20 protein-coding genes are annotated in these 24,762 nt (G+C 66.1%); 12 read left to right on the top strand and 8 right to left on the bottom strand.

What is annotated here, in order from left to right; genetic code table 11:
• Position 1: 1 nt before the first annotated feature.
• The 7 genes from copC to AB6806_RS02440 form a co-directional block, all read right to left on the bottom strand.
• Positions 2–355: a copper homeostasis periplasmic binding protein CopC gene (gene copC / locus AB6806_RS02410; protein ID WP_142020470.1), complete on the bottom strand. Its 354-nt coding sequence runs from the start codon at positions 353–355 to the stop codon at positions 2–4.
• A 37-nt stretch (positions 356–392) separates the two neighbouring features.
• Positions 393–1,199, bottom strand: coding sequence for an ABC transporter ATP-binding protein (locus AB6806_RS02415; protein ID WP_113253268.1), 807 nt, complete (start codon positions 1,197–1,199; stop codon positions 393–395).
• Positions 1,193–2,212, bottom strand: coding sequence for an ABC transporter permease (locus AB6806_RS02420; RefSeq protein WP_038361986.1), 1,020 nt, complete (start codon positions 2,210–2,212; stop codon positions 1,193–1,195). Before AB6806_RS02420 ends, AB6806_RS02415 begins: the two co-directional genes overlap by 7 nt.
• On the bottom strand, positions 2,199–3,221 hold the full coding sequence (locus AB6806_RS02425; protein ID WP_142020471.1) for an ABC transporter substrate-binding protein: 1,023 nt from the start codon (positions 3,219–3,221) through the stop codon (positions 2,199–2,201). Before AB6806_RS02425 ends, AB6806_RS02420 begins: the two co-directional genes overlap by 14 nt.
• 50 nt (positions 3,222–3,271) lie before the next feature.
• A complete protein-coding gene (locus AB6806_RS02430; RefSeq protein ID WP_038361988.1) occupies positions 3,272–3,808 on the bottom strand; it encodes an OsmC family protein in 537 nt (178 codons plus the stop codon).
• A gap of 467 nt (positions 3,809–4,275) precedes the next feature.
• Complete coding sequence (locus tag AB6806_RS02435; RefSeq protein ID WP_142020472.1) at positions 4,276–5,280, bottom strand: PLP-dependent cysteine synthase family protein; 1,005 nt, start codon at positions 5,278–5,280, stop codon at positions 4,276–4,278.
• Positions 5,281–5,591: 311 nt separating this feature from the next.
• Positions 5,592–7,139, bottom strand: coding sequence for an MFS transporter (locus AB6806_RS02440; RefSeq protein ID WP_142020473.1), 1,548 nt, complete (start codon positions 7,137–7,139; stop codon positions 5,592–5,594).
• A gap of 158 nt (positions 7,140–7,297) precedes the next feature.
• Here AB6806_RS02440 and AB6806_RS02445 point away from each other — a divergent pair, with 158 nt between their 5' ends.
• The gene (locus AB6806_RS02445) at positions 7,298–8,227 is read left to right on the top strand and encodes a LysR family transcriptional regulator (RefSeq protein ID WP_370954037.1); all 930 of its coding nucleotides are present in this window, start codon (positions 7,298–7,300) and stop codon (positions 8,225–8,227) included.
• A 23-nt stretch (positions 8,228–8,250) separates the two neighbouring features.
• Here AB6806_RS02445 and AB6806_RS02450 read toward each other — a convergent pair whose 3' ends face one another.
• A complete protein-coding gene (locus AB6806_RS02450) occupies positions 8,251–8,922 on the bottom strand; it encodes a TetR/AcrR family transcriptional regulator (protein WP_142020474.1) in 672 nt (223 codons plus the stop codon).
• A gap of 172 nt (positions 8,923–9,094) precedes the next feature.
• On the opposite strand from AB6806_RS02450, the gene AB6806_RS02455 reads away from it, so the two are divergent.
• The 11 genes from AB6806_RS02455 (at position 9,095) to AB6806_RS02505 (ending at position 24,641) form a co-directional block, all read left to right on the top strand.
• On the top strand, positions 9,095–10,156 hold the full coding sequence (locus AB6806_RS02455) for an efflux RND transporter periplasmic adaptor subunit (protein WP_370954038.1): 1,062 nt from the start codon (positions 9,095–9,097) through the stop codon (positions 10,154–10,156).
• Positions 10,153–11,244: an efflux RND transporter periplasmic adaptor subunit gene (locus AB6806_RS02460; RefSeq protein WP_142020476.1), complete on the top strand. Its 1,092-nt coding sequence runs from the start codon at positions 10,153–10,155 to the stop codon at positions 11,242–11,244. Before AB6806_RS02455 ends, AB6806_RS02460 begins: the two co-directional genes overlap by 4 nt.
• On the top strand, positions 11,241–14,339 hold the full coding sequence (locus AB6806_RS02465; protein WP_142020477.1) for an efflux RND transporter permease subunit: 3,099 nt from the start codon (positions 11,241–11,243) through the stop codon (positions 14,337–14,339). The genes AB6806_RS02460 and AB6806_RS02465 overlap by 4 nt, the downstream gene beginning before the upstream one ends.
• Before the next feature lie 38 nt (positions 14,340–14,377).
• A complete protein-coding gene (locus tag AB6806_RS02470) occupies positions 14,378–15,652 on the top strand; it encodes an alpha/beta hydrolase (protein ID WP_142020478.1) in 1,275 nt (424 codons plus the stop codon).
• Positions 15,653–15,897: 245 nt separating this feature from the next.
• Positions 15,898–17,007, top strand: a complete 1,110-nt coding sequence (locus AB6806_RS02475) for a phosphotransferase enzyme family protein (RefSeq protein WP_142020568.1) — start codon at positions 15,898–15,900, stop codon at positions 17,005–17,007.
• An 89-nt stretch (positions 17,008–17,096) separates the two neighbouring features.
• Positions 17,097–18,425 carry an aspartate aminotransferase family protein gene (locus AB6806_RS02480; protein ID WP_370954039.1) on the top strand — a complete coding sequence of 443 codons (1,329 nt, stop codon included), beginning with the start codon at positions 17,097–17,099 and terminating at the stop codon, positions 18,423–18,425.
• Between the two features lie 81 nt (positions 18,426–18,506).
• A complete protein-coding gene (locus tag AB6806_RS02485; RefSeq protein WP_370954040.1) occupies positions 18,507–18,992 on the top strand; it encodes an Lrp/AsnC family transcriptional regulator in 486 nt (161 codons plus the stop codon).
• 354 nt (positions 18,993–19,346) lie between these two features.
• Positions 19,347–21,011: an ABC transporter ATP-binding protein gene (locus AB6806_RS02490; RefSeq protein ID WP_038362005.1), complete on the top strand. Its 1,665-nt coding sequence runs from the start codon at positions 19,347–19,349 to the stop codon at positions 21,009–21,011.
• Between the two features lie 31 nt (positions 21,012–21,042).
• The gene (locus AB6806_RS02495) at positions 21,043–22,710 is read left to right on the top strand and encodes a peptide ABC transporter substrate-binding protein (RefSeq protein WP_370954041.1); all 1,668 of its coding nucleotides are present in this window, start codon (positions 21,043–21,045) and stop codon (positions 22,708–22,710) included.
• A gap of 72 nt (positions 22,711–22,782) precedes the next feature.
• Positions 22,783–23,733 carry an ABC transporter permease gene (locus AB6806_RS02500; RefSeq protein ID WP_112764150.1) on the top strand — a complete coding sequence of 317 codons (951 nt, stop codon included), beginning with the start codon at positions 22,783–22,785 and terminating at the stop codon, positions 23,731–23,733.
• A 29-nt stretch (positions 23,734–23,762) separates the two neighbouring features.
• Positions 23,763–24,641, top strand: coding sequence for an ABC transporter permease (locus tag AB6806_RS02505; RefSeq protein ID WP_038362012.1), 879 nt, complete (start codon positions 23,763–23,765; stop codon positions 24,639–24,641).
• Positions 24,642–24,762 lie beyond the last annotated feature (121 nt).

The following is a 24,762-nucleotide window of genomic DNA, read 5'->3' on the forward strand; positions in this document are numbered from 1 at the left end:
ATCAAGGCCTGACGGTGAACCGATACTGCCCGGTGACGCGGTGGGTGTCGACCGAGGTCGCAGCCCATTCGACGCTGTAGGCTCCGGGCGAGACCGGCTTGAGCCGGACCTTCAGCGCCTTGCGGTCGCCCGGCACGGCCTCCGCCGGTGCCGCGCTGACGACCCCGCCACGCGCATCCTTGACGGTGATGCTGCTCAGCTTGACCTCAAGCTCCTCGGTGAAGCCGAGAGTGATCTCCTTCGGCGCGGCGACGGTTGCGCCCTCGGCGGGCGATGCGGTCTTGAGATGGGCATGGGCAAAGGCCTGCGATGTGGCCAGGGCAAAGGCGAGCGTCAGCCCGAGACGTCGAAACATCGATAGGATCCTGCGATGGGGAAGGGGAGATGCGGGCTTACCAGCTCGCGTCGAGCCCGAGATGGGCGAGCGCCTGCCCACGCAATTCCGCCAGGCGTGGATCGCCGCGATGGCGCGGATAGGGCAGGTCGTTGACGATCTCGGCCTTGATCCGGGCCGGGCGCTCGCTCAGCACGATGACGCGCTGGGCCAGGAACAGCGCCTCCTCGACATCATGGGTGACGAGCAGGGTGGTGAAACCGCGCTGGCGCCAGAGCTCGGCGATCTCGGTCTGCATGGCAATCCGCGTCAGCGAGTCGAGCTTGCCGAGCGGCTCGTCGAGGATGAGCACGCTGGGATCGTTGACGAGGGCACGGGCCAGCGCGGCGCGCTGGGCCATGCCGCCGGACAGCTGGCGCGGGAAGGCGCGTTCGAAACCGGCGAGGCCGACCGTCTTCAGGGCGTCGTCGACGCGGCCCTTCTGGCTGGCGAGCAGGCCGCGCGCCTCCAGCCCGAGCGCGACGTTCTTCCAGACCGTGCGCCAGGGATAGAGCGTCGGGTCCTGGAAGACGACGACGCGGGAGGGATCGGGCGTGGTGATCTCCTCCCCTGCCGCCGCGATCCGGCCCCGCGAGGGCTGTTCGAGCCCGGCGACCAGCCTCAGCAAGGTCGACTTGCCGCAGCCGCTCGGCCCGAGCAGGGCGACGAATTCGCCGGCCCGGATCTCGAGATCGATATCGTCGAGCACCGGCAGCGGGCGGCCTTCGAGATCGAATTCATGCGAGACGCCGGCGATCGAGAGTTCGGCGCCGTTGGACGCGGGAATGCCGGTCGAGGGCGAGACAGCGAGCTGTGCGGCTACCATTTCACCACATCCTTCTGCCAGCCGAGCAACCGGTCGCGTGCCGAGAAGAGCAGCGTGATCAGCCCTGAGAAGATCAGCGCCATCACGATCAGCGCGCCGTACATGTTGGAATAGGCCGCCCAGCCCTGCGCCCATTGCAGATAGTAGCCGAGGCCGGATTTGACCCCCATCATCTCGGCCGCGACGAGCACCGAGAACGAGGCGCCGAGCCCCATGAACAGGCCGACGAAGACATGCGGCAGGGCGGCGGGAATCGCGACCTTGAAGATCAGGAAGGCGCGGCCGGCGCCGAGAGTCCGGGCGACGTCGTAATAGGCCTTGTCGACGCTGGCGACGCCGGACCAGGTCAGCACCGTAACAGGGAACCAGGTGGCGAGCGCGATCAGGAAGATCGCCGCCGAGAAGCTCGACGGGAAGAAGAAGAACGCCATCGGCAGGAGCGCGGTCGAAGGGATCGGCCCGAGGAAGCGCAGCACCGGATGCACCCAGTAGCCGAGCCCGCGCGACCAGCCGATCGCGACGCCGGTGACGAAGCCGGAGATCGTGCCGAACAGGAAGCCCAGCGCCAGCAGGCGCAGCGAATGCAGCACGCTCTCGCCGAGCCGAGGCCAGTCCTCCGCATAGACCTCGACCAGCGCGGAGGGCGGGGCGAAGAAGGGCACCGGCAGCAGGCCGAGCTTGGCCGTCAGTAGGTCCCAGACACCGACGAAGAGCGCGAGCACGACGAGCCAAGGCGCGGCGCGGCCGAGGCGCCGGCCGAGCGGCGGCCAGAGCGCCCCAACGGCGGTCGCCAGCGCCAGCAGCACGGCCCAGCCGATGAAACCGGCATTGGTCTCGCCGACATAGAGCGGGTCGGCAAAGCCGACCTTCTTGTTGGCGAGCAGCGTGACGGAGGCCGCCACTGCGGTCCAGGCCGCCGTGGCGAATGCGCCGCGTGCCAGGACCGAGCCGTCGACCTGCAGGCGCGGCTGGTCGAAGGCCGATGCGGAGCCGGTCTGTTCAAACGGGGACATGGGGCACGATCTTTTGCGCGAAGGCCTTGGCGTCGGTGTTCTTGCGGATCACGTTGACGAGCTTGAGCTGCTCGGTGAACAGCGCGACATCCTCGCGCAGCGCCGCGCCGGTGGAATGATGGTCATGGGTGTGGCTGCGCAGGATCGCGGCCACGGTCTCGGGCGTGACCTTGGCCGGAACGAAGGGCGCGAAGATCTCGGCCGTCTTGTCGGGATTGGCCGCCGTCCAGGCCTGCGCTTCGACGATGGCGCGCGAGATCGCGCCGGCCACCTCGGGCTGGTCGCGGATCAGGGCGCCGCGCAGGCCGAGCACGCAGCAGGTCGATTTCGCGTACTGGCCTTCGAGATTGGTGGCGAGCTCGACGAGCTTGTCGCGCTCGCGGATCAGGTAGAGATGCGGATCGTCGCCCGCGAGCGCCTGGACCTCGCCCTTCTTCAGAGCTTCGCCGAACAGGTCCTGCGGATACTGCACCCAGCTCACATCCTTTTCGGGGTCGAGCCCGACCTCCGCGAGACGGATGGCGAAGAAATTCCGCACCGGGCTCGCCGGATCGGTGACCGCGACCGACTTGCCCTTGAGGTCCTTCAGGCTGCGGATATTGGCGGCCTCAGGCACCAGCAGCCGCATGCAGCCGCCATGGGTGCCGACGGTGAGGCCGACATCGAAGCCCTGCTCCAGCGGCTTCAGCCAGCGCAGCGCCATGCCGATGCCGCCATCGGCATGGCCGGTCGCGATTGCCTGCAGCAGGGCGTCGGTCGGGCCGCTGAAATTCACCGGCTCCACCGCGAGATTGTACTTCTCGAACAGGCCCTGCTTCAGCGCGACCGAGATCGGCGACTGGCACACCGCCGTCTGCCCCCAGGCGAGCTTGATCGTCTGGCGCTGCTTCAGCGGCGTGGCCTGGGCGAAGGCATGGTGCCCGGCAAGGCCGGCCAGCGGCGCGGCGGCGAGCGCCGCGGCTCCGCGCAACAAGGTGCGGCGGGAGAGGAAGGTCGTCTGCTGGGTCATGGTCGCTCCTTGCCGCTCTGCACGCGGCTGCATGGTCGTTCGGGGAGGGGTCAGGCTGCCGCGCGGCTGGCCGGGACGCGCTCGACGGTGCCGCGCACCGTCACGCCCTGCCGGAGCAGGTTCAGGATCGGGCAGAAGCGCTCGACGGCCGCATTCAGGGCGTCGAGTTCGGTCACGTCCGTCGTGAGCCTGACGGTGTAGGACAGCTCGTGCGGATAGATCGGTGTGGTCTCGTGGCCGGGCGTTCCGGCGCGCGGGTCGAGCTGGCCGTGAACCTCGACCCAGACATCCTCCAGAGCGATCTGCTGGTCGGCGGCCTGGATCAGGTAGGTATGAGTCAGGCAGCTCGACAGCGCGCCGAGCAGCAGTTCGGGCGAGCTCGGCCCGAGATCGTAACCGGCGAAATCCGGCGGACTGTCGCTGATCACCTGGAAATCGCGGATGCGGATGCGCCGGACGCCGCTGCGCCCCTCGGCATGGGCTTGCGCCTGAAGTCGCAGGGGGCGGGCGTCCCCCGAGCGGGCATGGGCCTTGCGGCGCAGCAGGGCGTCGCGCTTCTGGGCGAGATATTCCGTGAGAGTGGACATGGCGGCGTCCCGATCTGGCTTGATGAGGGAATCGGGGCAGGCGCGCTTTTCCGGTCGTGCAGCCGCCATGGCGGCTGGCACGAGATCGCGTTGCCCGGGTTGTGAATGGGATCGAGGCGGGCGCGCAAAGGCGGCCCGGCTTCGGGTACCGAAGGTCAGAGCCGCCGGTGGAAGAGCAGGCTTGCCGCCGATTCTGCAGTGCTGAACGTCATGGACATTCGCGTCTCCAAAACAAAAGGAGCCCACGAGACATCGTGGTGCTTTTAGCGTTGTTGACGCGGCGCAAGCTGCTCCAGCAAATCCCGCGGCGAAGACGCTGAAAGCGCCGTCGCGTTCAAGATTATTGCTCGGGTTATTATTATTGGCAATGAAACAGAATATGCGTTTTGCGTGACAGGAAGCGATGATTTGTTTTGTATCCGGCGAAGCGGCGAGGCGATCGACATCGTCGCCGCATCGAGCGGGTGTCAGGCCGTGGCGGCTTCCAGAGCGGGCGCCCCCACCTCGCTCGAAAGGGCGGGCCCGAGCTTCGGCGGGCTGAGATAGCGCTCGCCGCTATCGGCGACGATGGCGACGATCGTCTTGCCGGCATTTTCGGGCCGCCTTGCGAGCGTCGTGGCGGCGAACAGCACCGCGCCCGACGACGTCCCGGCCAGGATGCCTTCGCGCTGCGCCAGGATCCGCGCGAAGTCCCGCGCCTGCGCCGTCTCGGTGACGATCACCTCGTCGACGACGGAAGCGTCGAAATTCTCTGGTAGGTAGCCGGGCTCGACCTCCGTCACCTTGTGGACGCCCTCGATGCTGTCCGGATAGGGAGCGTCCAGCGAGGGCACCGAGGCGGGGCCGGGCTCGACGACGACGACCTGCACCTCCGGGTTCTGTTGCTTCAGGAAGCGCCCCGTGCCGGAGATCGTGCCGCCGGTGCCGACGGCCGCCACGAAGATATCGACTTCCCCGGCTGTATCCCGCCAGATCTCGGGGCCCGTCGTCTCGAAATGGACGCGCGGATTGGCCGGATTGGCGCGCTGATTGGTGTAATAGGCGTCCGGATTCTCGCGGCGCACCCGATCGATGATCGCGTGGATGGCGCCGGGTTCGAGGAAGACGCTGTTGTCGATCAGGACGATCTCGGCGCCGTAATGAGCGAGCAGCTTGAGCTTGTCCTCGCTGATCGTGTTGCGCAGGTAGAATTTCGAAGGATAGCCGCGTGCCGCGGCCAGCGCCGCGAGCCCGATCCCGGTATTGCCGCTGGTCAGGTCGACGATCTGCTGGCCGGGCTTCAACCGGCCGCTCTCCTCGGCCTCGCGGATGAGGCCCCAGGCCGTCCGGTCCTTGATGCTGCCGGCGGGGTTCAGATACTCGATCTTGGCCAGGATACGGGCGCCGAGCTTCAGCTCTTCTGCGAAGCGGCCCAGTTCGAGGAGCGGCGTATTGCCGACCAGGGCCGCGAAATTCTCGTTTCTCGATGTCATGATGCGCTCTCAGGACAGGCTGGAACAGTGCGACCGCGCCCGATCTTCGAAGGGCAGATGGGTCTGGTCCGCGTCGCCCTCAGCCCCGGCGGCCGGATCAATCGTGCTGGCCAGCATTCGGGTTCAATTCAGGCTGGCAATCAATACCTTCAGCAAAATAAGTATATCGACCTATGGAGAGGTCGACGATTGTTCAATATTTCTAGCGACCGCTGAATCAAGAGCGAGAACTTGCTGATCAGGGCGCCGCAAGCCACTCGCGGCTTGCGGCGCCCTTGTCGTCCTGGGCGTGCCGCGGGTGGCGAGCCGGGTCAGGCTTGCGATGTGCAGAGGCGCTCTTCCCTCTCCACCACTGGCTCGGTTCCCGTTTCCGCCCTCCGGCCGAGGAAAGCGAAGACGACGATCGCGGTGAGGATCGTGATGGCGCAGAGCATCAGGAGCAATGTCGCGAAGGCGTCGCCATAGCTTTGCATGAGCGCCGCGCGGCTCATCAGCGGCAGGGCGGCCGCGGCCACGATATCGCCGGTGACGAGCAGCTGGGCCGCCGGGCCGGCATGGGCCGCCGCCGCACCAGCCGCCAGATGCCCCGCTGTCAAGGCGGATAACACGGCGCTGACCACGGCGAGCGCCACACCTTCGCCGGCCACACGGGTGGTGCTGAAAATGCCGGTTGCCATGCCGGCGCGCTCCTTGGGCACGACGCTGACGGCAAGCCCGTCCATCAGCCCCCAGGGGAGGCTGATGCCGATGCCGATCAGGGCCATTGGCATGGCGACACCCATTGTCTCGCTTCCGAGCGGCATGCGGCTCAGCCAGAACAAGCCGACAGCGCAGATCAACAAGCCGACGCCGCAGATCGCCGCCGGTGCGAACCAGCGCGTCAGCAGGCCAGCCGCGAAAGGGAGAGCCAGCAAAGGTGCGGAGAGTGCGATCATCAGCCGGCCGGCAGCGATCTCGCTCAGGCCCTCGATGCCGATAAAACGCACCGGCAGCAGGATCAGCAGCACGACGAAGGCATAGGCCGGCGCCGCCGCGAGCAGTTGCACCCCGACGAAGCGGGGGTAGCGGAACAAGGTGAGGTCGAGCATCGGCCGAGCGACGCGCCGTTCGATCACGCCGAAGGCGATGAAGAGCGCGGCGGAGCCCGCCAACAGGGTCATCACGGTCGGCTCGGCCCAGCCGCGCTCCGGCGCCAGCAGGACGCCATAGGTAAAGAGCGCCAGGGCCAGGGTGAAGGAGAGGGCGCCCGGCCAGTCGAGTCCGGTGGCGTCCGGGTCGCGCGTTTCGCGCAGGAAGCGTGCCCCGAGCGCCAGGGCGAGCGCGGCCAGAACGACCACGAGCCCAAAGATGCTGCGCCAGCCGAAGGCATCGATCATTAATCCCGACGCGATCGGTCCGAAGGCAAGGCCGACACCAAAGCTCGTGCCGACGATGCTGAAGGCACGGATGCGCGCGCGCCCCTCGAATTCCTGCGCGAGTGCCGCCATGCCGCCGGAAAAGGCGGCCGCCGCGGCGATGCCCTGGGCCGCCCGCCCCAGATCGAACCAGAGGATGTCGGGTGCAACGGCGAGTGCCGCGGAGATCATCCCGAATGCGCCAACGCCGATGAGGAAGAGGCGCTTGCGGCCATAGGCATCCGCGAGCCCGCCCGCTGCCATCAGGCTCGATCCGAAGGTCAGCATGAAGGCGTTGGTGACCCAGTTGAGTGCGATCGGGCTGCCGCCCAGCGTTTTGCCGATGGCAGGAAGCGCCACAGCCGGCCCCGTGAAGGTGAGTGGCATCGCGGCGGCGGCAAGGCAGACGGAAAGGAGCACGAGCGCCTGTCGGGCCGTGCTCGGCCGCGTGATGGTTTGCGTCATGGATTGGATGCCTTGTTCGACAACGGCGCAGCGACCCCAGCTGGCGCTCGCCTTGCGGTCGAAACAGGATATTATCGATCTAATTGGAGCCAAGTGGCTTCATATTCCGATCATATCGGAAGAATTCGCTCGAATAACCACGTATCGAGGGGGTAAGGATGGATTCGCTGACCGGCCTGACGGCCTTCGTCCGGACCGCCGATTTCGGCAGTTTTGTCGTGGCCGGGCGCGTGCTCGGGCTTTCCGCCTCCGCGGTCGGCAAGGCCGTGACCAAACTCGAACAGCAGCTCGGCATCCGCCTGTTCCAGCGTTCTACGCGCAGCCTGCGCCTGACCGAGGAGGGGCGCGCTTTTCACGAGCGCTGCCGGCGCATTCTCGACGATCTCGACGATGCCCGCGCGATGCTCGCTCACACGATGGATGTGCCGCGTGGACGCCTGCGGATCAGCGCGCCGATCGTGAGCTATCATCTGCTCTTGCCGGTTCTGCCGGAGTTCATGGCGCGCTATCCCGAGATCGAGGTCGATCTCGATTTCAACGACCGCCTCGTCGATCTGATCGACGAGGGCGTCGATGTCGCGATTCGCAGCGGAGATCTCCCGGATTCGCGCCTGATGGCGCGGCGGCTGCGCCCATTCCAGCTGCTGCTCTGTGCCGCACCATCCTATCTGGAGCGCCACGGTAAGCCAGAGTGCCCGCGCGACCTCGACGGGCATCTCGGTGTCCGCTTCCGTTTTCCCAACAGCGGCAAGATTCAAGCATGGCCACTCACACTGCCGGCTGGAGAACCGGAGCTGCGCACACGCACGGTCTTGACCTGCAACAACATGGAGGCGCTGCGCGGCTCAACCATCGCTGGCCTCGGTATCGGCTGCATACCGGATTTCCTGGCGCGTGATCCGCTGGCGAAGGGCGAGCTGCACACCCTGCTCGACGAACACATCGACGCTCCCGGCCATTTCAGCCTGATCTGGCCCTCCAGCCGCAATCTCTCGCCGAAGGTCCGCGTCTTCGTCGATTTTATCGGAGAACGCCTGTTTTCAAGCCGCTGCGAAGCGCTTCCTCCGACGGCCGTCGTTCCGGGTTGAGGCGCCTGCGCGCCGGGCAGCTGCTACGTCTCGAACGGTGCGTAAAAGTGAAGGAACAGGTCGATCCCGGCCTTGATCTGCGTCTCGAGCTCGGCCCGGCTCGGCACCGCCGCAGGCAGCAGCAGGCGCGTGATGTCGAGATCGCCTCTGACGAGGCTCAGGAACTGCTTCGCCGCCAGCGTCGGGTTCGGAACATGCAGCTTGCTTGCCCGATGGGCCTCGCCGAGGAAGGCCGCCAGGTGCTCCGTCAGCGCTTTGGGGCCGCTCTCGAAGATGGCGGCGCCGATCGACGGAAATCGCGGCACCACGCCGATGACGGCACGCTGCAGGAACATGGCCTGCTCCGATAGGAAGATGTCGACGAACTTCTCGGCGACGCGCTTGAGCACAGCGGCAATATCGCTTCTGCCGGTTACGATCCGCCCGATCTCATCCGTCATCCGCTCGGCCTCGTCGACGACCACGGCGGTGAACAGCTCTTCCTTGCTGGCGAAATGCGCATAGAGTGTCGCTTTCGACACCGGCGCCTGCCGAGCGACCATGTCCATGCTGACCGTGTCAAAGCCGTGGTCGAGAAAGAGCGCGCGGGCGGCCGCCAGGATCGAGCCGACCTTGCGATCGCGCTGGGTCGGCGCGAGGCCGGCGCTCCGAGGATCTCGAGTTCCACCGCCTCGCGGCGGGGCGCGTGTGGTCATTGATTTTTCTCTAAACTGAACCGTTCAGTTCATGATTGACATATGCCGCCCACTCAAGCAAATGTCAAAACTGAACGGTTCAGTTCAATTTTGACATGGGTGACCGATGCCGATGCGATGGCCGCTTCGCTTCCCTGGACGATCCACCGCCGGCCTTCTGGTTGGTCTTGCCATGGTCCTCGCTGCCTGCGGCGAGGAGAAAAACCCCTCTGCGCGGGCGCCGATGTCCGTCAAGGCCGAGCGCGTATCCGCGTCGCAGCACGCCCTGTCGGTCGCACTGACGGGCGAGGTGAAGGCGCGCGTCCAGAGCGATCTCGCCTTCCGCTTCACCGGCCGCATCGCCGAACGCTTCGTCGAGATCGGCGATCATGTCGAGGCGGGGCAGGTTCTTGCGCGGCTGGAATCGCAGGAGCAGACGGCTGACCTCGCCTCCATGACGGCCGGCGTCCAGTCGGCCGAGGCGACCCTGCGCCAGACGACGGCCGCCTTCGAGCGTCAGAAATCCCTGCTCGCCAACGGTTTCACCACGCAGACCAATTACGACAATGCCCAGCAGGCGATGCAGGCCGCCCGCGCGACGCTCGACGCGGCCCGCTCCAATCTGGGAACGGCCAGGGAGCAGCTCGTCTATACGTCCTTGACCGCGGACGCCTCGGGCGTCGTGGTCGCGCGCAACGCCGAGGCCGGGCAGGTGGTCGAGGCGGCGCAGGCGGTTTTCACCATCGCCCGCGATGGCGAGCGCGATGCGGTCTTCGATGTCTATGAGGGGCTCCTGGCCCAGCGCCCGGCCGACGACACCATCGAGCTCGCGCTCGTCTCCAACCCGGCCGTGCGCGCGACCGGCAAGGTCCGTGAGGTCGCCCCCGCCATCGATCCCGCGACGGGAACCGTTCGCGTCAAGATTTCGATCGACGCGCCACCTCCCGCCATGACCCTGGGCGCGGCCGTCACCGGAATCGGCCGGTTCAAGCCCGACAATGTCTTCGCGCTGCCGGCGAGCGCCTTCTTCACCGAGAACGGCAAGCCCGCCGTCTGGACGGTCGACCCGCGCAGCCATGCCGCCGCGATCAGGCCGATCACGGTCGACAGCTACCGGACGGGCGAGCTGCTGGTCCGCGATGGGCTGGAGGCCGGCGACATTGTCGTGACGGCCGGCACGCAATTGCTCAGGCCGGGCCAGATCGTGAAGCCGCTGCTGCCGGATGCGCAGCCCCGCGAGGAGACCAAGAAATGAGGCGCGCGCTCGTTCTCCTCTCCACCGCGGCCGTCGTCTGCGCGCTGGCCGGCTGCAATGCCGAGGGCGACGCCACCAAGACGAAGACGGTGCCGCGCCCCGTTCTCTCCGTCGTGGTCAAGCCGCAGGAAGACCAGGATGTCGGCTTTGCGGGCACGATCCAGCCGCGTTTCCAGACCGATCGCGGCTTTCGCGTGCTCGGCCGCCTGATCTCGCGCCAGGTCGATATCGGCGACGTCGTCGCCCCGGGGCAGGCGCTGGCGCAGATCGATCCCCAGTTGCTGGATCTTACCGTGCGCGGCAGCGAGGCTGATCTCGCCAAGGCGCAGGCGCAGCTCGCGAACGCCTCTGCCGCCGAGGCCAGGATCAGCACCCTGTTTGCCAAGCAGATCGCGAACCAGGCCGATCTCGATACGGCCAAACAGTCCCTGGAGGCTGCAAGCGCCGGCGTGAAGCAGGCTCAGGCCAGCCTCGACAAGGCGCGCGAGCAGCGCGGCTATGCGGCCCTGACGGCGGACGAGGCCGGCGTGGTCACCAGCGTCAACGCCGAGGTCGGCCAGATGGTCACGGCCGGCCAGAAGGTCATGACGATCGCGCGTACCGACATCCGGGAGGCCGTCGTCGATATTCCCGATGCCACGGCGCGCTCCCTGCGCCAGGGCGAGCCCTTCGCGATCCGTCTGCAGGCGGATCCGTCCGTCACCGCGACCGGCAAGCTGCGCGAGATCGGCCCGCAGGCCGATGCCGCGACGCGCACGCGCCGGGTCAAGATCACGCTCGACCAGAGCGTCGATGCCTTCCGGCTGGGCGCCACCGTCACCGTGCTGCCGACGATGCCCGCAGCGGCGCAGGCGGTGTTCGACATCCCGGCCGCCGCGCTTCTCGAGCGGGACGGCAAGACGTTCGTCTGGCTGCTCGACCCGGGTACCGGAACGGTCCGCTCCTTCGCCGTCGAGGTGGCGGAACGGATCAATGGCAAGGCCCGGATCGTCGGGCAGTTGGCGGCTGGCGCGCGCATCGTCGTCGCCGGCGTCAACAGCCTGTCCGAAGGACAGAGCGTCAAGTTCGATGAAGGAGCCGCCCGGTGAAGCGCTTCAACCTCTCCGATTGGGCGCTGCAGCACCGCTCGCTCGTCTGGTATTTCATGATCGTGGCCTCGCTCGCCGGGCTGTTCTCCTATTTCAACCTCGGCCGGGCGGAAGATCCCGATTTCACCATCAAGACGATGATCATCCAGGCGCGCTGGCCCGGCGCGACCGTGGAGGACGTGATCGGCCAGGTCACCGACCGCATCGAGAAGAAGCTCGAGGAGCTCGACTCCTTCGACTACGCCAAGAGCCTCAACATGCCCGGGCAGACGACGATCTTCGTCAACCTCAAGGACACGACCAAGGCCAAGGACATCCCCGCGATCTGGGTCAAGATCCGCAACATGATCGGGGACATCAAGAGCCAGTTCCCCGATGGGGTCGTCGGTCCGAGCTTCAACGACAATTTCGGCGACGTCTACGGCAACATCTACGCCTTCACCGCAGACGGCTTCAGCCAGCGGCAATTGCGCGACTATGTCGAGGATGTCCGCGCCAAGGTTCTGACCGTGCCCAATGTCGGCAAGGTCGATCTTGTCGGCGCGCAGGACGAGGTGATCTATCTCGAATTCTCGACGCGCCAGATCGCGGCGCTGGGCCTGACCCAGCAGCTCGTGGTCGACACCATCCGGGCGCAGAACGCGATCGCGCCGTCGGGCACGATCGAGGCAAAGGGCGAGCGCATCAGTGTGCGCGTCGGCGGGCAATTCACCTCCGAGGACAGCCTGCGGGCGATCAACCTGCGGATCAACGACCGTTTCTTTCGCCTGGGCGACGTCGCCACCATCAGCCGCGGCTATGTCGACCCGCCGACTTCGCTCTTCCGCGTCGACGGCAAGCCGGCGATCGGGCTGGCCATCGGCATGAAGCCGAACGCCAATCTCCTGCATTTCGGCGAGGCGCTGAAGGCCGAGATGACGAAGATCGAGAACGAATTGCCGATCGGCATCGGCGTGCATCTGGTCTCCGACCAGCCTGCCATCGTCGAGGAAGCCGTCGGCGGCTTCACCAAGGCGCTGTTCGAGGCGGTTGCGATCGTGCTGATCGTCAGCTTCGTCAGCCTGGGCATGCGGGCCGGGCTCGTCGTGGCGCTGACGATCCCGCTCGTGCTCGCCATCACCTTCGTCTTCATGGAGATCTTCGGCATCTCGCTGCAGCGCATCTCGCTCGGCGCGCTGATCATCGCGCTCGGCCTGCTGGTCGACGACGCGATGATCGCGGTCGAGATGATGGTGGCGCGGCTCGAGGTCGGCGACACGCTCACCAAGGCTGCGACCTACGTCTATACCTCGACCGCCTTCCCGATGCTGACGGGCACGCTGGTGACGGTGGCGAGCTTCATCCCCGTCGGCCTCAACGGCAGCGCGGCCGGCGAATTCACCTTCACGCTCTTCGTCGTGATCGCGGTCTCGCTGCTGGTCTCCTGGGTGGTCGCGGTGCTCTTCGCGCCACTGCTCGGCGTCACCCTGCTGCCCAAGACGATGAAGCAGCATCATGATGGGCCCGGCCGCTTCACCCGCGCCTTCAACGCGCTGCTGCGCCTCTGCGTGCGCCGGAAATGGCTGACCATCGCCGCGACCGTGCTGATGTTCGCCCTCTCGGTCGGTGCCATGCGGTTCGTCCAGCAGCAGTTCTTCCCCTCATCGGACCGGCGCGAGCTGATCGTCGACTGGACGGTGGCGCAGAATGCCTCGATCACCGAGACCCGCGCCCAGATGGACCGCTTCGAGAAGATCGCGCTCGTCGGCGAGCCGGATATCGAGCGCTGGTCGTCCTATGTCGGCCAGGGCGCAATGCGCTTCGTGCTGTCCTATGATGTGCAGCCTGCCAGCCCGAATTTCGGCCAGATCGTCATCGTGACCCATGATCTGGCGGCGCGGGAGCGGCTGCGCACCAAGCTCGACGACATCATCGCGCGCGAATTCGTCGGCACCGACGCCTTCGTGCATCTGCTCGACATCGGCCCGCCCGTGGGCCGTCCGGTGCAGTATCGCGTCAGCGGACCCGACATCCAGACGGTCAGGACGCTGGCGCAGAACGTCGCGAGCACGCTCGGGCAGAACCCCAATCTCGGCGACATCGTCTATGACTGGAACGAGCCCGGCCGCGTCGTGAAGGTCGATGTGCTGCAGGACAAGGCGGCCCAGCTCGGCATCACCTCCGAGACGATCGCGACGGCGCTGAACAGCATCGTCGGCGGCGCGACGGTGACGCAGGTGCGCGACAGCATCTATCTGATCAATGTCGTCGGCCGGGCGCTCGACAACGAGCGCTCCTCGATCGACACGCTGCAGAACCTGCAGATCCAGACCAGCGCCGGAAAAACCGTGCCGCTCGCTGCGGTTGCCAATTTCCGCTACGAATCCGAGCAGCCGGTCGTCTGGCGGCGCGGCCGCCTGCCGACCGTCACGGTGAAGGCGAGCGTCACGACGGCGTTGCAGCCGGCGACCGTCGTCCAGCAGCTCGCCCCGGCCCTGACCCGGATCAGCGAGACCTTGCCCGCCGGCTACAAGATCGTCACCGGCGGCGCGGTCGAGGAGAGCGCCAAGGGCCAGGGCCCGATCGTCGCGATCGTCCCGCTGATGCTGTTTGCGATGGCGACGATCCTGATGATCCAGCTCCAGAGCTTCCAGCGGCTGTTCCTCGTCGTCATCGTCGCGCCTCTGGGATTGATCGGCGTGGTTGCCGCGCTCGTGCCCAGCGGCGCGCCGCTCGGCTTTGTCGCCATCCTCGGCGTGCTGGCGCTGATCGGCATCCTGATCCGCAACTCCGTCATCCTCGTCATCCAGATCGAGCATCTGCGCGAGGAGGGCAGGGATGGCTGGTCGGCCGTGGTCGAGGCGACGGAGCACCGCATGCGCCCGATCATGCTGACGGCGGCGGCCGCGAGCCTGGCGCTGATCCCGATCGCGCGCGAGGTGTTCTGGGGCCCGATGGCCTACGCCATGATGGGCGGGATCATCGTCGGAACGGTGCTGACGCTGCTGTTCCTGCCGGCGCTCTATGTCGCCTGGTTCCGCTTCGAGGAGCCGAAGGGACAGGGCGAGCCCGAGACCTCCGGGCAGGAGACTGCCGCGCCTGCGCCGGCGCACTGAGCCGACGCGCGCCGCGACCTCATGGAGCCGGGTTCGAGATGATCGAGCATCGCATCGCCGCCGATCCGCGCCCTCCGCGCCGCCCGGCTTCCGCCCGGTTGCGCCTGGTGCGGGCCGTCTCGCTCTTCGCCGCCCTCGCGCTGCTCACAGCCTGCGCGACGCGGCAGGAAAGCGTCCTCCGCCCGGTGTCGGCGGCTGCGGCAGACACCAGCCGGGTCGACATCCTCGCCGTGACGACGCGTCAGGCGGCGCAGGATCCGGGCCTGCTCTATTCCGGCGAGCGCGGCGACGCGATCTCTTTCGACAGCATCGAGGTTTCGATCCCGCCCGATCGCAACCGCAGGGCCGGGGAGATCCAGTGGCCAGCGCAGGCCGAGGCGAATCCGGAGCGGGAGTTCGCGGTGCTCGGCGTCCGCAAGGCGCAGTCCGAGCGGCAGATGCTCGACTGGTTTCGCAGGAATCGCAACGCCAAGCGGCAGGCGCTCATCTTCGTCCACGGCTTCAACAACACCTATGCTGACGCCGTCTTTCGCCTCGCCCAGCTCAAGCATGATGCCGGGATCACGGCGGCTCCGATCCTGTTCACCTGGCCCTCGCGCGCCAATGTCTTCGACTATCTCTACGACAAGGAGAGCACCACCTATTCGCGGAGCGCCCTGGAAGACCTGATCATCGAGGCGTCGAAAAGCCCGGATGTCGGCGAGATCACGATCCTCGCGCATTCCATGGGAACCTGGCTCGCGATGGAAGCGCTGCGAGGCGTCGCTATGCGCAAGGGGAGCATTCCCACCAAGGTCGATAACGTCGTTCTCGCATCGCCGGACATCGACGTCGACGTGTTCCGGCGCCAGATGATCGAGATGGGGGCGAAGCGCCCGCACTTCACCATCTTCACATCGACCAGTGACAAGGCTCTCGAAGTCTCGCGCTGGCTCTCGGGCGGCGTCAACCGCGTTGGAGGCGCCGATCCCGCCCCCTATGCGGATGCGATCAAGCAGCTCGGCATCACCGTGATCGATACCAGCGCCTCAAACTCGAACGACGCGCTCGGCCATAATGCGTTCGCCGACAGTCCCGAAATCATCGCCCTGCTGGGGCGGCGCCTATCCGGGCAGTCGTTGCAGTCCGATCCCGCCGATCTGGCCAGCCGCGTACAGGCCATCGCCGCCGGATCGGTCAATCTCGCCGGCTCCGCGACCAGAATGGCCACGAAGCTTCCCATGGCTGCCGTCAGCCGGCCCGGCCTAAATATGCTGGGAGAACAACCGTTTGGAATGCAAACCCGGATCATCGACGGCCGAATCAGCTACTAGGCCGCAGCTCTGTCATTGGGTGCTGCTGGCGGCCGATGTCCCGCACTCCACTGGTCGGTGTCTTGGTTGCCTCCGGCCGCGCGTCGCCGGGCCGAACATTCTGCCGAAGCCTGGGTCGGAGCGGAATTTTGCGCTCGCGAGGCCGCGATTTCGGCAGTTCTTGCGAGCGTTACGACCTTATCAAAATGGATGTGCGAACCATCCTTCAGGCGAGGTCGAGCATTGCCCACGATTGCGAGGCCGTCATGAGGACGGCGCCCGGCTCGCCGGCTTCCGATGAGGCCGACCGGCAGACGGCCGTTGAGCGCAGCTCGGCGCCGGCAGGCGGGCGGGACGCCTATTTCGACGCGGCCGCGGCCGTTCTCGCCACGGCTCCCGTCGCGCTCGACGACGGTCTTCTGGCCGAGGTTCTGATGCGCCATTACGGGCTGAGCGGGCGCATCGAGCTGCTGTCGTCGGAGGTCGAGAGCACCGCCGAGGTCCTCCTTCCCGATTCCCTTCGGCTGATCCTGAAGGCATCGCCCCGGATCGAGGCGATCGACAGCTTTCGCTTCCAGTCCGCCGCGATCAGCGCGGTCGAGAAGTCCCATGGTTTCCTCTCGCCGCAGGTGATCCGGACAGTTCGCGGAGACTTGACGTTCCGGCAGGATGGGTTGTCCGGCTACCTTCAGACCCGGCTCGCGGGCCAGCCCCTCCGCCAGACGCCGATGTCTCCCGAAGCGGCTCGACATGCGGGAGAGGCGCTGGCTCATCTCGACATTGCCCTGCGCGACGCACACGGCCTGCCGGCCGTCGACAGGCCCGTGCTGTGGCAGATCGGCTGCTGGCCCCGGCTTGCCGCGTTCCAGCGTTATCTGGCGCCGGGCCGGACGGCGGATGCGGTCCAGGCAGCGCTTTGGGACTACCTCGCCACGGTCGAGCCCAGGATCGGCGCCCTCGACTGGCAGGTCACGCACAACGATCCGAGCCCGTTCAACATGCTGCTCGCCGAGGACGGTGTTGCCTTCATCGATTTCGGCGATGGCTGCCGGGGACCGCGAATCCAGGATCTCGCCATCGCAGCCAGCCACATGGTGAGCGACCCTGCGCTGCCGCTCGGCGGCGCGGAGAGCCTGATCGCCGGATACGCCTCGGTCTGCCCGCTCTCGCCGCTCGAGACCGATCTACTCGTCGGGTTGATGAAGGCGCGCCAGAGCGCGCTGATCCTGATCAATGCCTGGCGGTCGCACCTCTTTCCGGAGCATGCGGCCTATATCAATAAGAACGTCGCTCGAGCCGAGAATGGGCTGTCGATCCTGTCCCGCCTCGATAGGGAGGCCGCGCGGACGATCGTTGCCGAAGCGGCTTCCTCATGACACCCGGGGAGGCCGCGCCGTCAGCCGTCGTCGCAGTCGTTTCGCTGCTTCCCGCTCCCAACCCTCTTGCCATGTGATAGGCCAAACGGATGTCCGTCGATCTCATGCCGAACCGCTACATGCCCGGCGAAGCCGATCTCGCAGAGCGCGAGGCGGGTCTGATCGCTCGCCGCGACAAGGTGCTCGGCTCGTCCTATCGCCTTCAATATCGGCGCCCCGTTCACTTCGTCCGGGGCGAGGGAATGTGGCTGTACGACCCCGACGGCCGCGCCTATCTCGATTTCTACAACAACGTCCCCTCGCTCGGGCACTGCAATCCCGAGGTCAATGCGGCGATGGCCGAGCAGGCCGGGCGCATCAGCGCCAATACCCGCTATCTCGAGCCGAGGCTGGTCGATTATGCCGAGCGGCTGGTCGCGACATTCCCGACGGAGCTCGACCGCGTCGTCTTCACCTGCACGGGCAGCGAATCCAACGATCTCGCCTTGAGGATCGCGCGGCTGGTCAGCGGCAAGGATGGCGTCATCGTCTCGTCCTATGCCTATCATGGCACGAGCGCCGCCGCCGCGATGGTTTCGCCGAATCTCGGCGAGGCGGTCAAGCTCAGCCCCTCGGTGCGCATGATCGCGCTGCCCGGGCCTGCCGGCGTCGCGGAAGCGGAGGCGCCCGCATTCTTCGAGGCGCAGGTGAGAGCCGCGATCAAGGATCTCGACCGGCGCGGAATCGGCGTCGCGGCCATTCTGATCGACAGCATCTTCTCGAGCGACGGCGTCTGGATCGATCCGCCGGGGTTCATTGCGGGCGCCATCGCGGCGGTGCGAGAGGCGGGCGGGCTCTTCATCGCCGACGAGGTTCAGCCCGGCTTCGGGCGAACGGGCGATCATATGTGGGGCTTCGAGCGGCACGCCGTGGTGCCGGATCTGGTCACCCTCGGCAAGCCGATGGGCAACGGCTTTCCGATCGGCGGGGTCGTCGGCCGGCATGCGGCCATGGATCGCTTCGGCGCCACCGCCCGCTATTCCAATACGTTCGCCGGAAACACCGTCGGCATCGCCACGGCCGACGCGGTTCTCACGATCCTGCAGCGCGATCGCATCCTCGACAACGTGGTCGCCATGGGCGAGCGGCTGAGCCAGGGTCTGCAGCGGATCGCGGGCGCGTCGAGCGGCATTCTGGCGGTCCGCCATGCCGGTCTGTTCTTCGGCATCGACATCGGCCATGACGGCATGTCTGCATCGCAGCGGCGCGCCATGGCACTCGATGTCGTCAACGCGATGCGCGACGACGGCGTGCTGATCAGCACCACCGGGGCAAACGAGGACACGCTCAAGGTCCGACCCCCGCTGGTCTGTCAGGCGGAGCACGTGGACCGTTTTCTCGTTTCGCTCCAGGCTGCGGTCGCGTCCTGCCCCACCTGAACCGGGGCCGTCTTCCGAACCAGCCCCATCGTCGCCGGACTGTTTCTGGTACGCCGGCCGCTCCGGGACTATCATCGAGCCATGGGATCTCTCGTTTCACTCGACCGGTTCGACCTTAAGATCCTCGATCACCTTCAGCGCAACGGCCATTGCTCGAATGTCGAGCTGGCCGCGGCGGTCGGGCTGACGCCGAGCCCTTGCCTCGCCCGGATGAAGCGCCTGCAGGAAGCCGGCGTGATCCGCGGCTTCGATGCCGTGATCGACCTTGCGCGGCTGGGTCATTTCATCACGGCCTTCACCGAAATCACGATCAGCGAGCATCGGCGCGACAGTTTCCGGCTGTTCGAGGCGGCGGCCGAGCGCTGCCCGGAGATTATCGAGTGCTACAACGTGACCGGCGGATGCGACTACATCCTCAAGATCGTCGCCCCGAGCATCGCCGATTTCAGTGCGATCCTCGACAATCTCCTTGAGCTCGACATCGGCATCATCAAGTTCTCGAACCGGATCGTCCTGAGGCAGCCCTTCGAGGCGCGAAAGATGCAGCTGGCGCTGACCGGCGGATAAAGCCGGCAGCATGGTCCGGGTCAGGGCCGCCGTGCCTGTTGCCGCGTCCGGCCTTGGTGGTCGCCTTGAGACCGGGCAGGCCCGAAGATGGGTGCGCCTCTGCAACGCGCGATGATGGCCCGTTGCCCGCACTGATTCCCGAGAAATCGTGACAGCAGAGCCTGCACCGCCGCCAGCGCGTGCTTCGGCGGATAAGGGCGCGTCGCATAACTCTGCCGGCCGTCGTTCTGGCGATGCTTTCTGCTGTTGAGGTTGGCCCTTTCGACAAATTCTGCCGGAGCGGTTGGGTGACCATGGGGGATCGGCAATTACGAGCTGTCTCGATCGCAACGTCCTGAAAGGAGCCGCAGCCCCATGAGCGCTGGCAAAACGACTGGGGCTGCCCAAGATGTCGCGCTTGCGATTCGCGGCCTGACGCTCAGTCTGCCGCGCAATATGGAGCGGGCGCACGCCGTCAGCGACGTTTCGTTCGATCTGAGACGCGGTCAAATCCTCTGCATCATCGGGGAATCCGGTTCCGGCAAATCGGTTTCCGCCAATGCCGTCATGGGACTTCTTCCTCGGTCTATCCGTGTGACGGCCGGCGAGATCCTGCTCGAAGGACAGAATATCGTCGGCCTGCCGCCCGACAGGCTCCGCGAGATCCGGGGCAGGGTCGTCTCGATGATCTTCCAGGATCCGTTGTCCGCCTTGAATCCGCTGATGACGGTGGGCCAACAGGTTGACGAGGTTCTGGCGGTGCACGGGGTCGGAACGCCGCAGACGCGGCGCGAACGCACGCTGGAACTCCTGACCGAAGTCGGCCTGCCGAGCCCGGAGCTCACCTATCAGCAATATCCGTTCAGATTGTCGGGCGGGCAGCGCCAGCGGGTCATGATCGCGATGGCGCTCGCCCTGGAGCCCTCCATCCTGATCGCGGACGAGCCGACGACCGCCTTGGACGTGACGACCCAGGCCCAGATCCTCAAGCTGATCCGGGACATCCAGCGCCGCAAGAACATGAGCGTGATGTTCATCACCCATGATTTCGGCGTCGTGTCGGAGATCGCCGACAGCGTCGTCGTGATGGAGAAGGGGCAGATCGTCGAGCAGGGCAGCGCGGACAAGGTGCTCAAGACGCCGAGCCATCCCTATACGCAGCGTCTGATCGCCGCGGTCCCGCATCTGACGGGCCAGAACCGCCCGGCGCTCGATGTCGCCGCGAGCGAGCCGGTCCTGAAGGTCGAGGGCCTACTCAAAACCTACCGCAGCGGCAGTGCGTTCATGGGGACCCTGCGCGAGGTCGCGGCGGTCAACGAGGTGTCCTTCGATCTGGCGGCCGGGCAGACGCTGGGCATCGTCGGCGAAAGCGGCTCGGGCAAGTCGTCGCTCGGCCGGCTGCTGCTCAAGCTGATGGACAGCGACGGGGGGCGGATCGTCTTCGAGGGGACCGACATCGCGAGGATGCCGGAACCGGAGTTCCGGCGACTGCGGCCCCGGATCCAGATGGTGTTCCAGGACCCTTCGGCCTCGCTGAACCCGCGTTCCACGATCGGCCGGATTCTGACGGTCGGTCCCGTCGCGCATGGCACGCCCTATGCCGAGGCCAGGGACGAGGCCCGCGCGCTCTTGAAGCGCGTCGGTCTCGATGGTGGAGCGTTCGATCGCTATCCGCACGAATTCTCCGGCGGGCAGCGGCAACGTATCGGCATCGCCCGGGCCTTGATGTTCAGGCCGAAGCTGCTCGTGGCCGACGAGGCCGTCTCGGCGCTCGACGTCTCGATCCAGGCCCAGATCCTGAAGCTTCTCGATGACATCCAGCGCGAAACCGGCGTCTCGATGGTCTTCATCACGCATGACCTGCGTGTCGCGAGCCAGATCTGCGACGAGATCGTGGTCATGCACAAGGGCAAGATCGTCGAGCGGGGGCAGCCCTCGCAGATCTTCCTGGACCCGACTTCCGCCTACACCCGCGAACTGGTCGCCGCCATCCCCGGCGAAAGGCCAGACGGGGGCGGCCGGATCGCCTTGGCGGGCTGACAACCAAGCAACCAAAAGAGGGAAACGACAGATGACGAAACCGATTGATACCAAGGCCGGATGGTCGCGTCGCGATGCCATGCGCCTGGCCGCCATCGGCGGCCTCGGCCTCGCGGCTCCGAATCTTCTGGGTCGCCCGGCCTTCGGCCAGACCCCGCCGCAGAAGCCCGCCGGCCGCGTCGTCGTGGGCATGTCGCAGGAGCCGACCGTCCTCAACCCGCTGATGGTCAAGATCGAGGTTGACGACGGCGTGCACTTCTCGCTGTTCGACGCCCTGTTCCGGGTCGATCCGAAAGGCGTGATCCAGCCCAATCTCGCGCGCGAGGTGCCCAGCCAGCAGAATGGCGGGATTTCGCAGGACGGCCTGCAATGGCGCGTGAAGCTGCGGGACAATGTGCGCTGGCATGACGGCAAGCCGTTCACCGCCGAGGACGTCAAGTTCACGCTCGAACTGATCGTCAATCCGAAGTTCCGCAGCTGGCGTACGCTTGGACACGCGCTGGTCCGCGACATCACGGTCGTGTCCCCGACCGAGATCCAGTGGCGTATGGAGCAGCCCTTCGCGCCCTATCTGTCCTTCCTGACGGAGACCTTCATCGTCCCGAAGCACGCCTTCGACGGAGAGGCGGATGTCAACAATGCGGCCTTCAACCGTGCTCCGATCGGAACTGGCGCCTTTAAATTCGGCAAGCGCGTCGCCGGCGATCATGTCGAGCTGGTGGCCAACCCCGATTATTTCGGCGAGGGGCCCTATCTCGAGCGGCTGATCTTCAAATACATCCCCGACTCGACGGTGCTCTACACGCAGCTGAAAAGCGGCGATATCGATATGATCGGCCAGCAGTACATTCCGGCGAACTATTTCGAGGAGGCCAAGAAACTTCCCAACCTCGCCGTCGAGAAGGTGCTCCGGTCGAATATCGAGTCGATCTACTTCAATCTCGACCGGCCGCAGTTCAAGGAACTCGTCGTCAGGCAGGCGATCTATACGGCCATCGATCGCAAGTCGATCATCGATGCCCTCTATTACGGCATGCCGGCTCCGACCGAGACCTTCATGCCCAAGCAGTCCGCCTATTACAATCCGAACCTGCCGGTCCAGGAATTCGACCTCAAGAAGGCGGCCAAGATGCTGGAAGATGCCGGCTGGAAGAAGGGGTCGGACGGAATTCGCGCCAAGGACGGCGTTAAGCTGTCCTTCGCGAATTCGACGACGGCCGGCGATCAGCTGCGCGAGCAGCTCCAGCAGTTCGTCAAGCAGAGCCTCGCCGAGATCGGCATCGAGATGAAGATCTCGAACCTTCCCGCGGCGGTGATCTGGGGCGATTTCTGGCAGCAGTCGCAATTCGACACGGCGATCGTCGGCATCACCTTCCTGATCGGCGCGGATCCCGACGTCACCAACCGCTTCAGCTCCAAGGCCATCCCGGCCAAGGGCGGGCGCGGCTCGAACAATGCCCAATACGTCAACCCCGAGGTGGACGCGCTCCTTGAGCAGGGCACCCGCACCTTCGATCCGGAGGCGCGCCGCCCGATCTACAACAAGATCCAGGAACTCGTGCGGCGGGATCTGCCCTTCATGCCGATCTACCAGACCGAGGCCGGCTACGGTCGCAAGAAGAAGATCCAGGGCTTTCAGGCCAATCCCAACACGCGCACCGAATCCTGGGATGCGGCGCATTGGTACTGGATAAGCTGAACTGCCCCCCGCGTCGCTCGCTGACATCGGCGAGCGACGCCCCTGACGGCCAACGACATTGAGGAGGGCGCGATGCGTGGTTTCCTGCTTCATCGCCTGTTCCAGAGCGCCGTGCTGCTCGTGATCGTCTCGCTGATCGGCTTCGCCACCCTCAGCCTGATGCCGGGTGGGCCGATGGCGCAGTACGGCCTGGATCCCGGGATGACCCAGGATGATCTCGCTCGCCTGAAGCAGCAGCTGGGGCTCGATCGGCCGCTCTGGGTCCAGTATTTCGACTGGGCCTGGCGGCTTCTGCAGGGCGATTGGGGAAAATCCTTCCGCGACGGGTCCGCGGTGCTGTCCGTCATCGGGCGCCACATCTTCGCGACGTTCCTGTTGATGGGAACGTCGACGGTGATCGCGATCGCGCTCGGGAGCTGGATCGGAATCCGGGGCGCCACGCACCGCCATTCGGTTTTCGACTATCTCGCGACGATCGGTGCCATGATCGCACTGTCGATTCCGACCTTCTGGTTCGGCCTGATCGGGATCTATTTCTTCACGCTGAAGCTCGGCTGGCTGCCGGCGGGCAACATGTACACGATCGGCGACGGGTCGGTGCTGGACTACGCGCATCATCTGATCATGCCGAGCGTGGTGCTGTCGCTCGTGCATGTCGCGATCTGGAGCCGCTATATGCGAACCGCGACGCTCGATGCGATCAGCCAGGATTTCGTGAAGACGGCGCGTGCGAAGGGCGCGAGCGAGCGGCGCGTGCTGATGAAGCATGTCGTCGGAAACGCCCTGCTGCCGATGATCGCATTGGCGGGCGTGCAATTGCCCAGCATCCTGACCGGCGCGCTCGTGACCGAGACCGTCTTCACATGGCCGGGCATGGGGCGGCTGTTCCTGGATAGCCTGAGCTACAGCGACTATCCGGTGGTGATGGGCCTCCTGATCTTCTCGGCCATCATCGTCATTCTCGGAAATCTGATCGCCGACATCGTGATCGCCTTCGTGGATCCGCGGATCCGACTGGCCTGAGCGGCGCAACTGGTCGAGGAACAACGACAATGAACACCCTCGCTCTGCGCGATCGCCCGAGCCGCTGGTGGCAAAGCCGCGTCGCGCGGCGTTTCGCGCAGCATCCCCTGGCGTTGCTCGGTCTCGTGATGATCACGGCCCTCACCGTGGCCTGTGTCGTGGGGCCGTGGCTCCTGCCCTACGACATCCTTCAGATCGACCTGCGGGCGCGCTTCGCGCCGCCCCTGACGGGCTCGCACATTCTCGGCACGGACCCGCTCGGGCGTGACCTGGCTGCCCGGCTCTTCGTCGCCGGCCGGGTCTCGCTCCTCGTCGGCTTCTCGGCGATGCTTCTGTCGGTCGTCGTCGGCACGGTCGTCGGCGTCATCGCCGGGTATCGCGGCGGCTGGCTCGGTGCCGCTCTGATGCGAACCGTGGACGGCTTCCTCGCCTTTCCGTCCATCTTCCTCGTCCTTGCGCTCTCGGCCGCCCTTCAGCCCAGTCCGCTGATGATCGTCGTCATCATCGCGGTCACCAAATGGATGGAGGTGGCCCGTATCGTGGAGGCGGAAGTCCGGTCGCTGCGCGAACGCGAATTCGTGCTGGCCGGCCGCATGCTCGGGCTCAGCTCCGTGCACATCATGTTCCGGGAAATCCTTCCGAACGCGATGGGGCCCATTACCGTCGCGGCGTCGCTCACCGTCGCACGGGCGATCTTGCTGGAGGCCTATATCAGTTTCCTGGGTTACGGCATCCAGCCTCCGCTGCCGAGCTGGGGCAACATGCTGAACGGGGCCCAGCAATACCTGTCCAGCGCGCCCTGGATGGCGATCATCCCAGGCGCCGCCATCACGATCGCAGTGACGAGCTTCAACTTCATCGGCGATGGCCTGCGTGACGCGCTCGACGTGAAGGGCGAGCACGGCTGACGGCGACGCCGATCCGCAAGCGGGCGGCCCCTCCGGGGTCCGCGCCGGGCGACGGATGCAGGTGCTGAGAGGGACTCAGGTTCTGCCCGCTATTATGAAACGAAGGTCATCACGGAGAACG

The organism is Allobosea sp. RCC_152_1 (assembly GCF_041360765.1).
Lineage (GTDB): Bacteria > Pseudomonadota > Alphaproteobacteria > Rhizobiales > Beijerinckiaceae > Allobosea > Allobosea spartocytisi.

Excerpts from the sequence above, each read along its gene's own strand:
- AB6806_RS02490 (WP_038362005.1), top strand. The coding sequence starts at position 19,347 with ATGAGCGCTGGCAAAACGACTGGGGCTGCCCAAGATGTCGCGCTTGCG.
- AB6806_RS02415 (WP_113253268.1), bottom strand. The coding sequence starts at position 1,199 with ATGGTAGCCGCACAGCTCGCTGTCTCGCCCTCGACCGGCATTCCCGCG.
- AB6806_RS02450 (WP_142020474.1), bottom strand. The coding sequence starts at position 8,922 with ATGACCACACGCGCCCCGCCGCGAGGCGGTGGAACTCGAGATCCTCGG.
- AB6806_RS02480 (WP_370954039.1), top strand. The coding sequence starts at position 17,097 with ATGTCCGTCGATCTCATGCCGAACCGCTACATGCCCGGCGAAGCCGAT.
- AB6806_RS02420 (WP_038361986.1), bottom strand. The coding sequence starts at position 2,212 with ATGTCCCCGTTTGAACAGACCGGCTCCGCATCGGCCTTCGACCAGCCG.
- AB6806_RS02485 (WP_370954040.1), top strand. The coding sequence starts at position 18,507 with ATGGGATCTCTCGTTTCACTCGACCGGTTCGACCTTAAGATCCTCGAT.
- AB6806_RS02500 (WP_112764150.1), top strand. The coding sequence starts at position 22,783 with ATGCGTGGTTTCCTGCTTCATCGCCTGTTCCAGAGCGCCGTGCTGCTC.
- AB6806_RS02505 (WP_038362012.1), top strand. The coding sequence starts at position 23,763 with ATGAACACCCTCGCTCTGCGCGATCGCCCGAGCCGCTGGTGGCAAAGC.
- AB6806_RS02440 (WP_142020473.1), bottom strand. The coding sequence starts at position 7,139 with ATGACGCAAACCATCACGCGGCCGAGCACGGCCCGACAGGCGCTCGTG.
- AB6806_RS02475 (WP_142020568.1), top strand. The coding sequence starts at position 15,898 with ATGAGGACGGCGCCCGGCTCGCCGGCTTCCGATGAGGCCGACCGGCAG.
- AB6806_RS02435 (WP_142020472.1), bottom strand. The coding sequence starts at position 5,280 with ATGACATCGAGAAACGAGAATTTCGCGGCCCTGGTCGGCAATACGCCG.
- AB6806_RS02470 (WP_142020478.1), top strand. The coding sequence starts at position 14,378 with ATGATCGAGCATCGCATCGCCGCCGATCCGCGCCCTCCGCGCCGCCCG.
- AB6806_RS02455 (WP_370954038.1), top strand. The coding sequence starts at position 9,095 with ATGGTCCTCGCTGCCTGCGGCGAGGAGAAAAACCCCTCTGCGCGGGCG.
- copC (WP_142020470.1), bottom strand. The coding sequence starts at position 355 with ATGTTTCGACGTCTCGGGCTGACGCTCGCCTTTGCCCTGGCCACATCG.
- AB6806_RS02495 (WP_370954041.1), top strand. The coding sequence starts at position 21,043 with ATGACGAAACCGATTGATACCAAGGCCGGATGGTCGCGTCGCGATGCC.
- AB6806_RS02430 (WP_038361988.1), bottom strand. The coding sequence starts at position 3,808 with ATGTCCACTCTCACGGAATATCTCGCCCAGAAGCGCGACGCCCTGCTG.
- AB6806_RS02425 (WP_142020471.1), bottom strand. The coding sequence starts at position 3,221 with ATGACCCAGCAGACGACCTTCCTCTCCCGCCGCACCTTGTTGCGCGGA.
- AB6806_RS02445 (WP_370954037.1), top strand. The coding sequence starts at position 7,298 with ATGGATTCGCTGACCGGCCTGACGGCCTTCGTCCGGACCGCCGATTTC.
- AB6806_RS02460 (WP_142020476.1), top strand. The coding sequence starts at position 10,153 with ATGAGGCGCGCGCTCGTTCTCCTCTCCACCGCGGCCGTCGTCTGCGCG.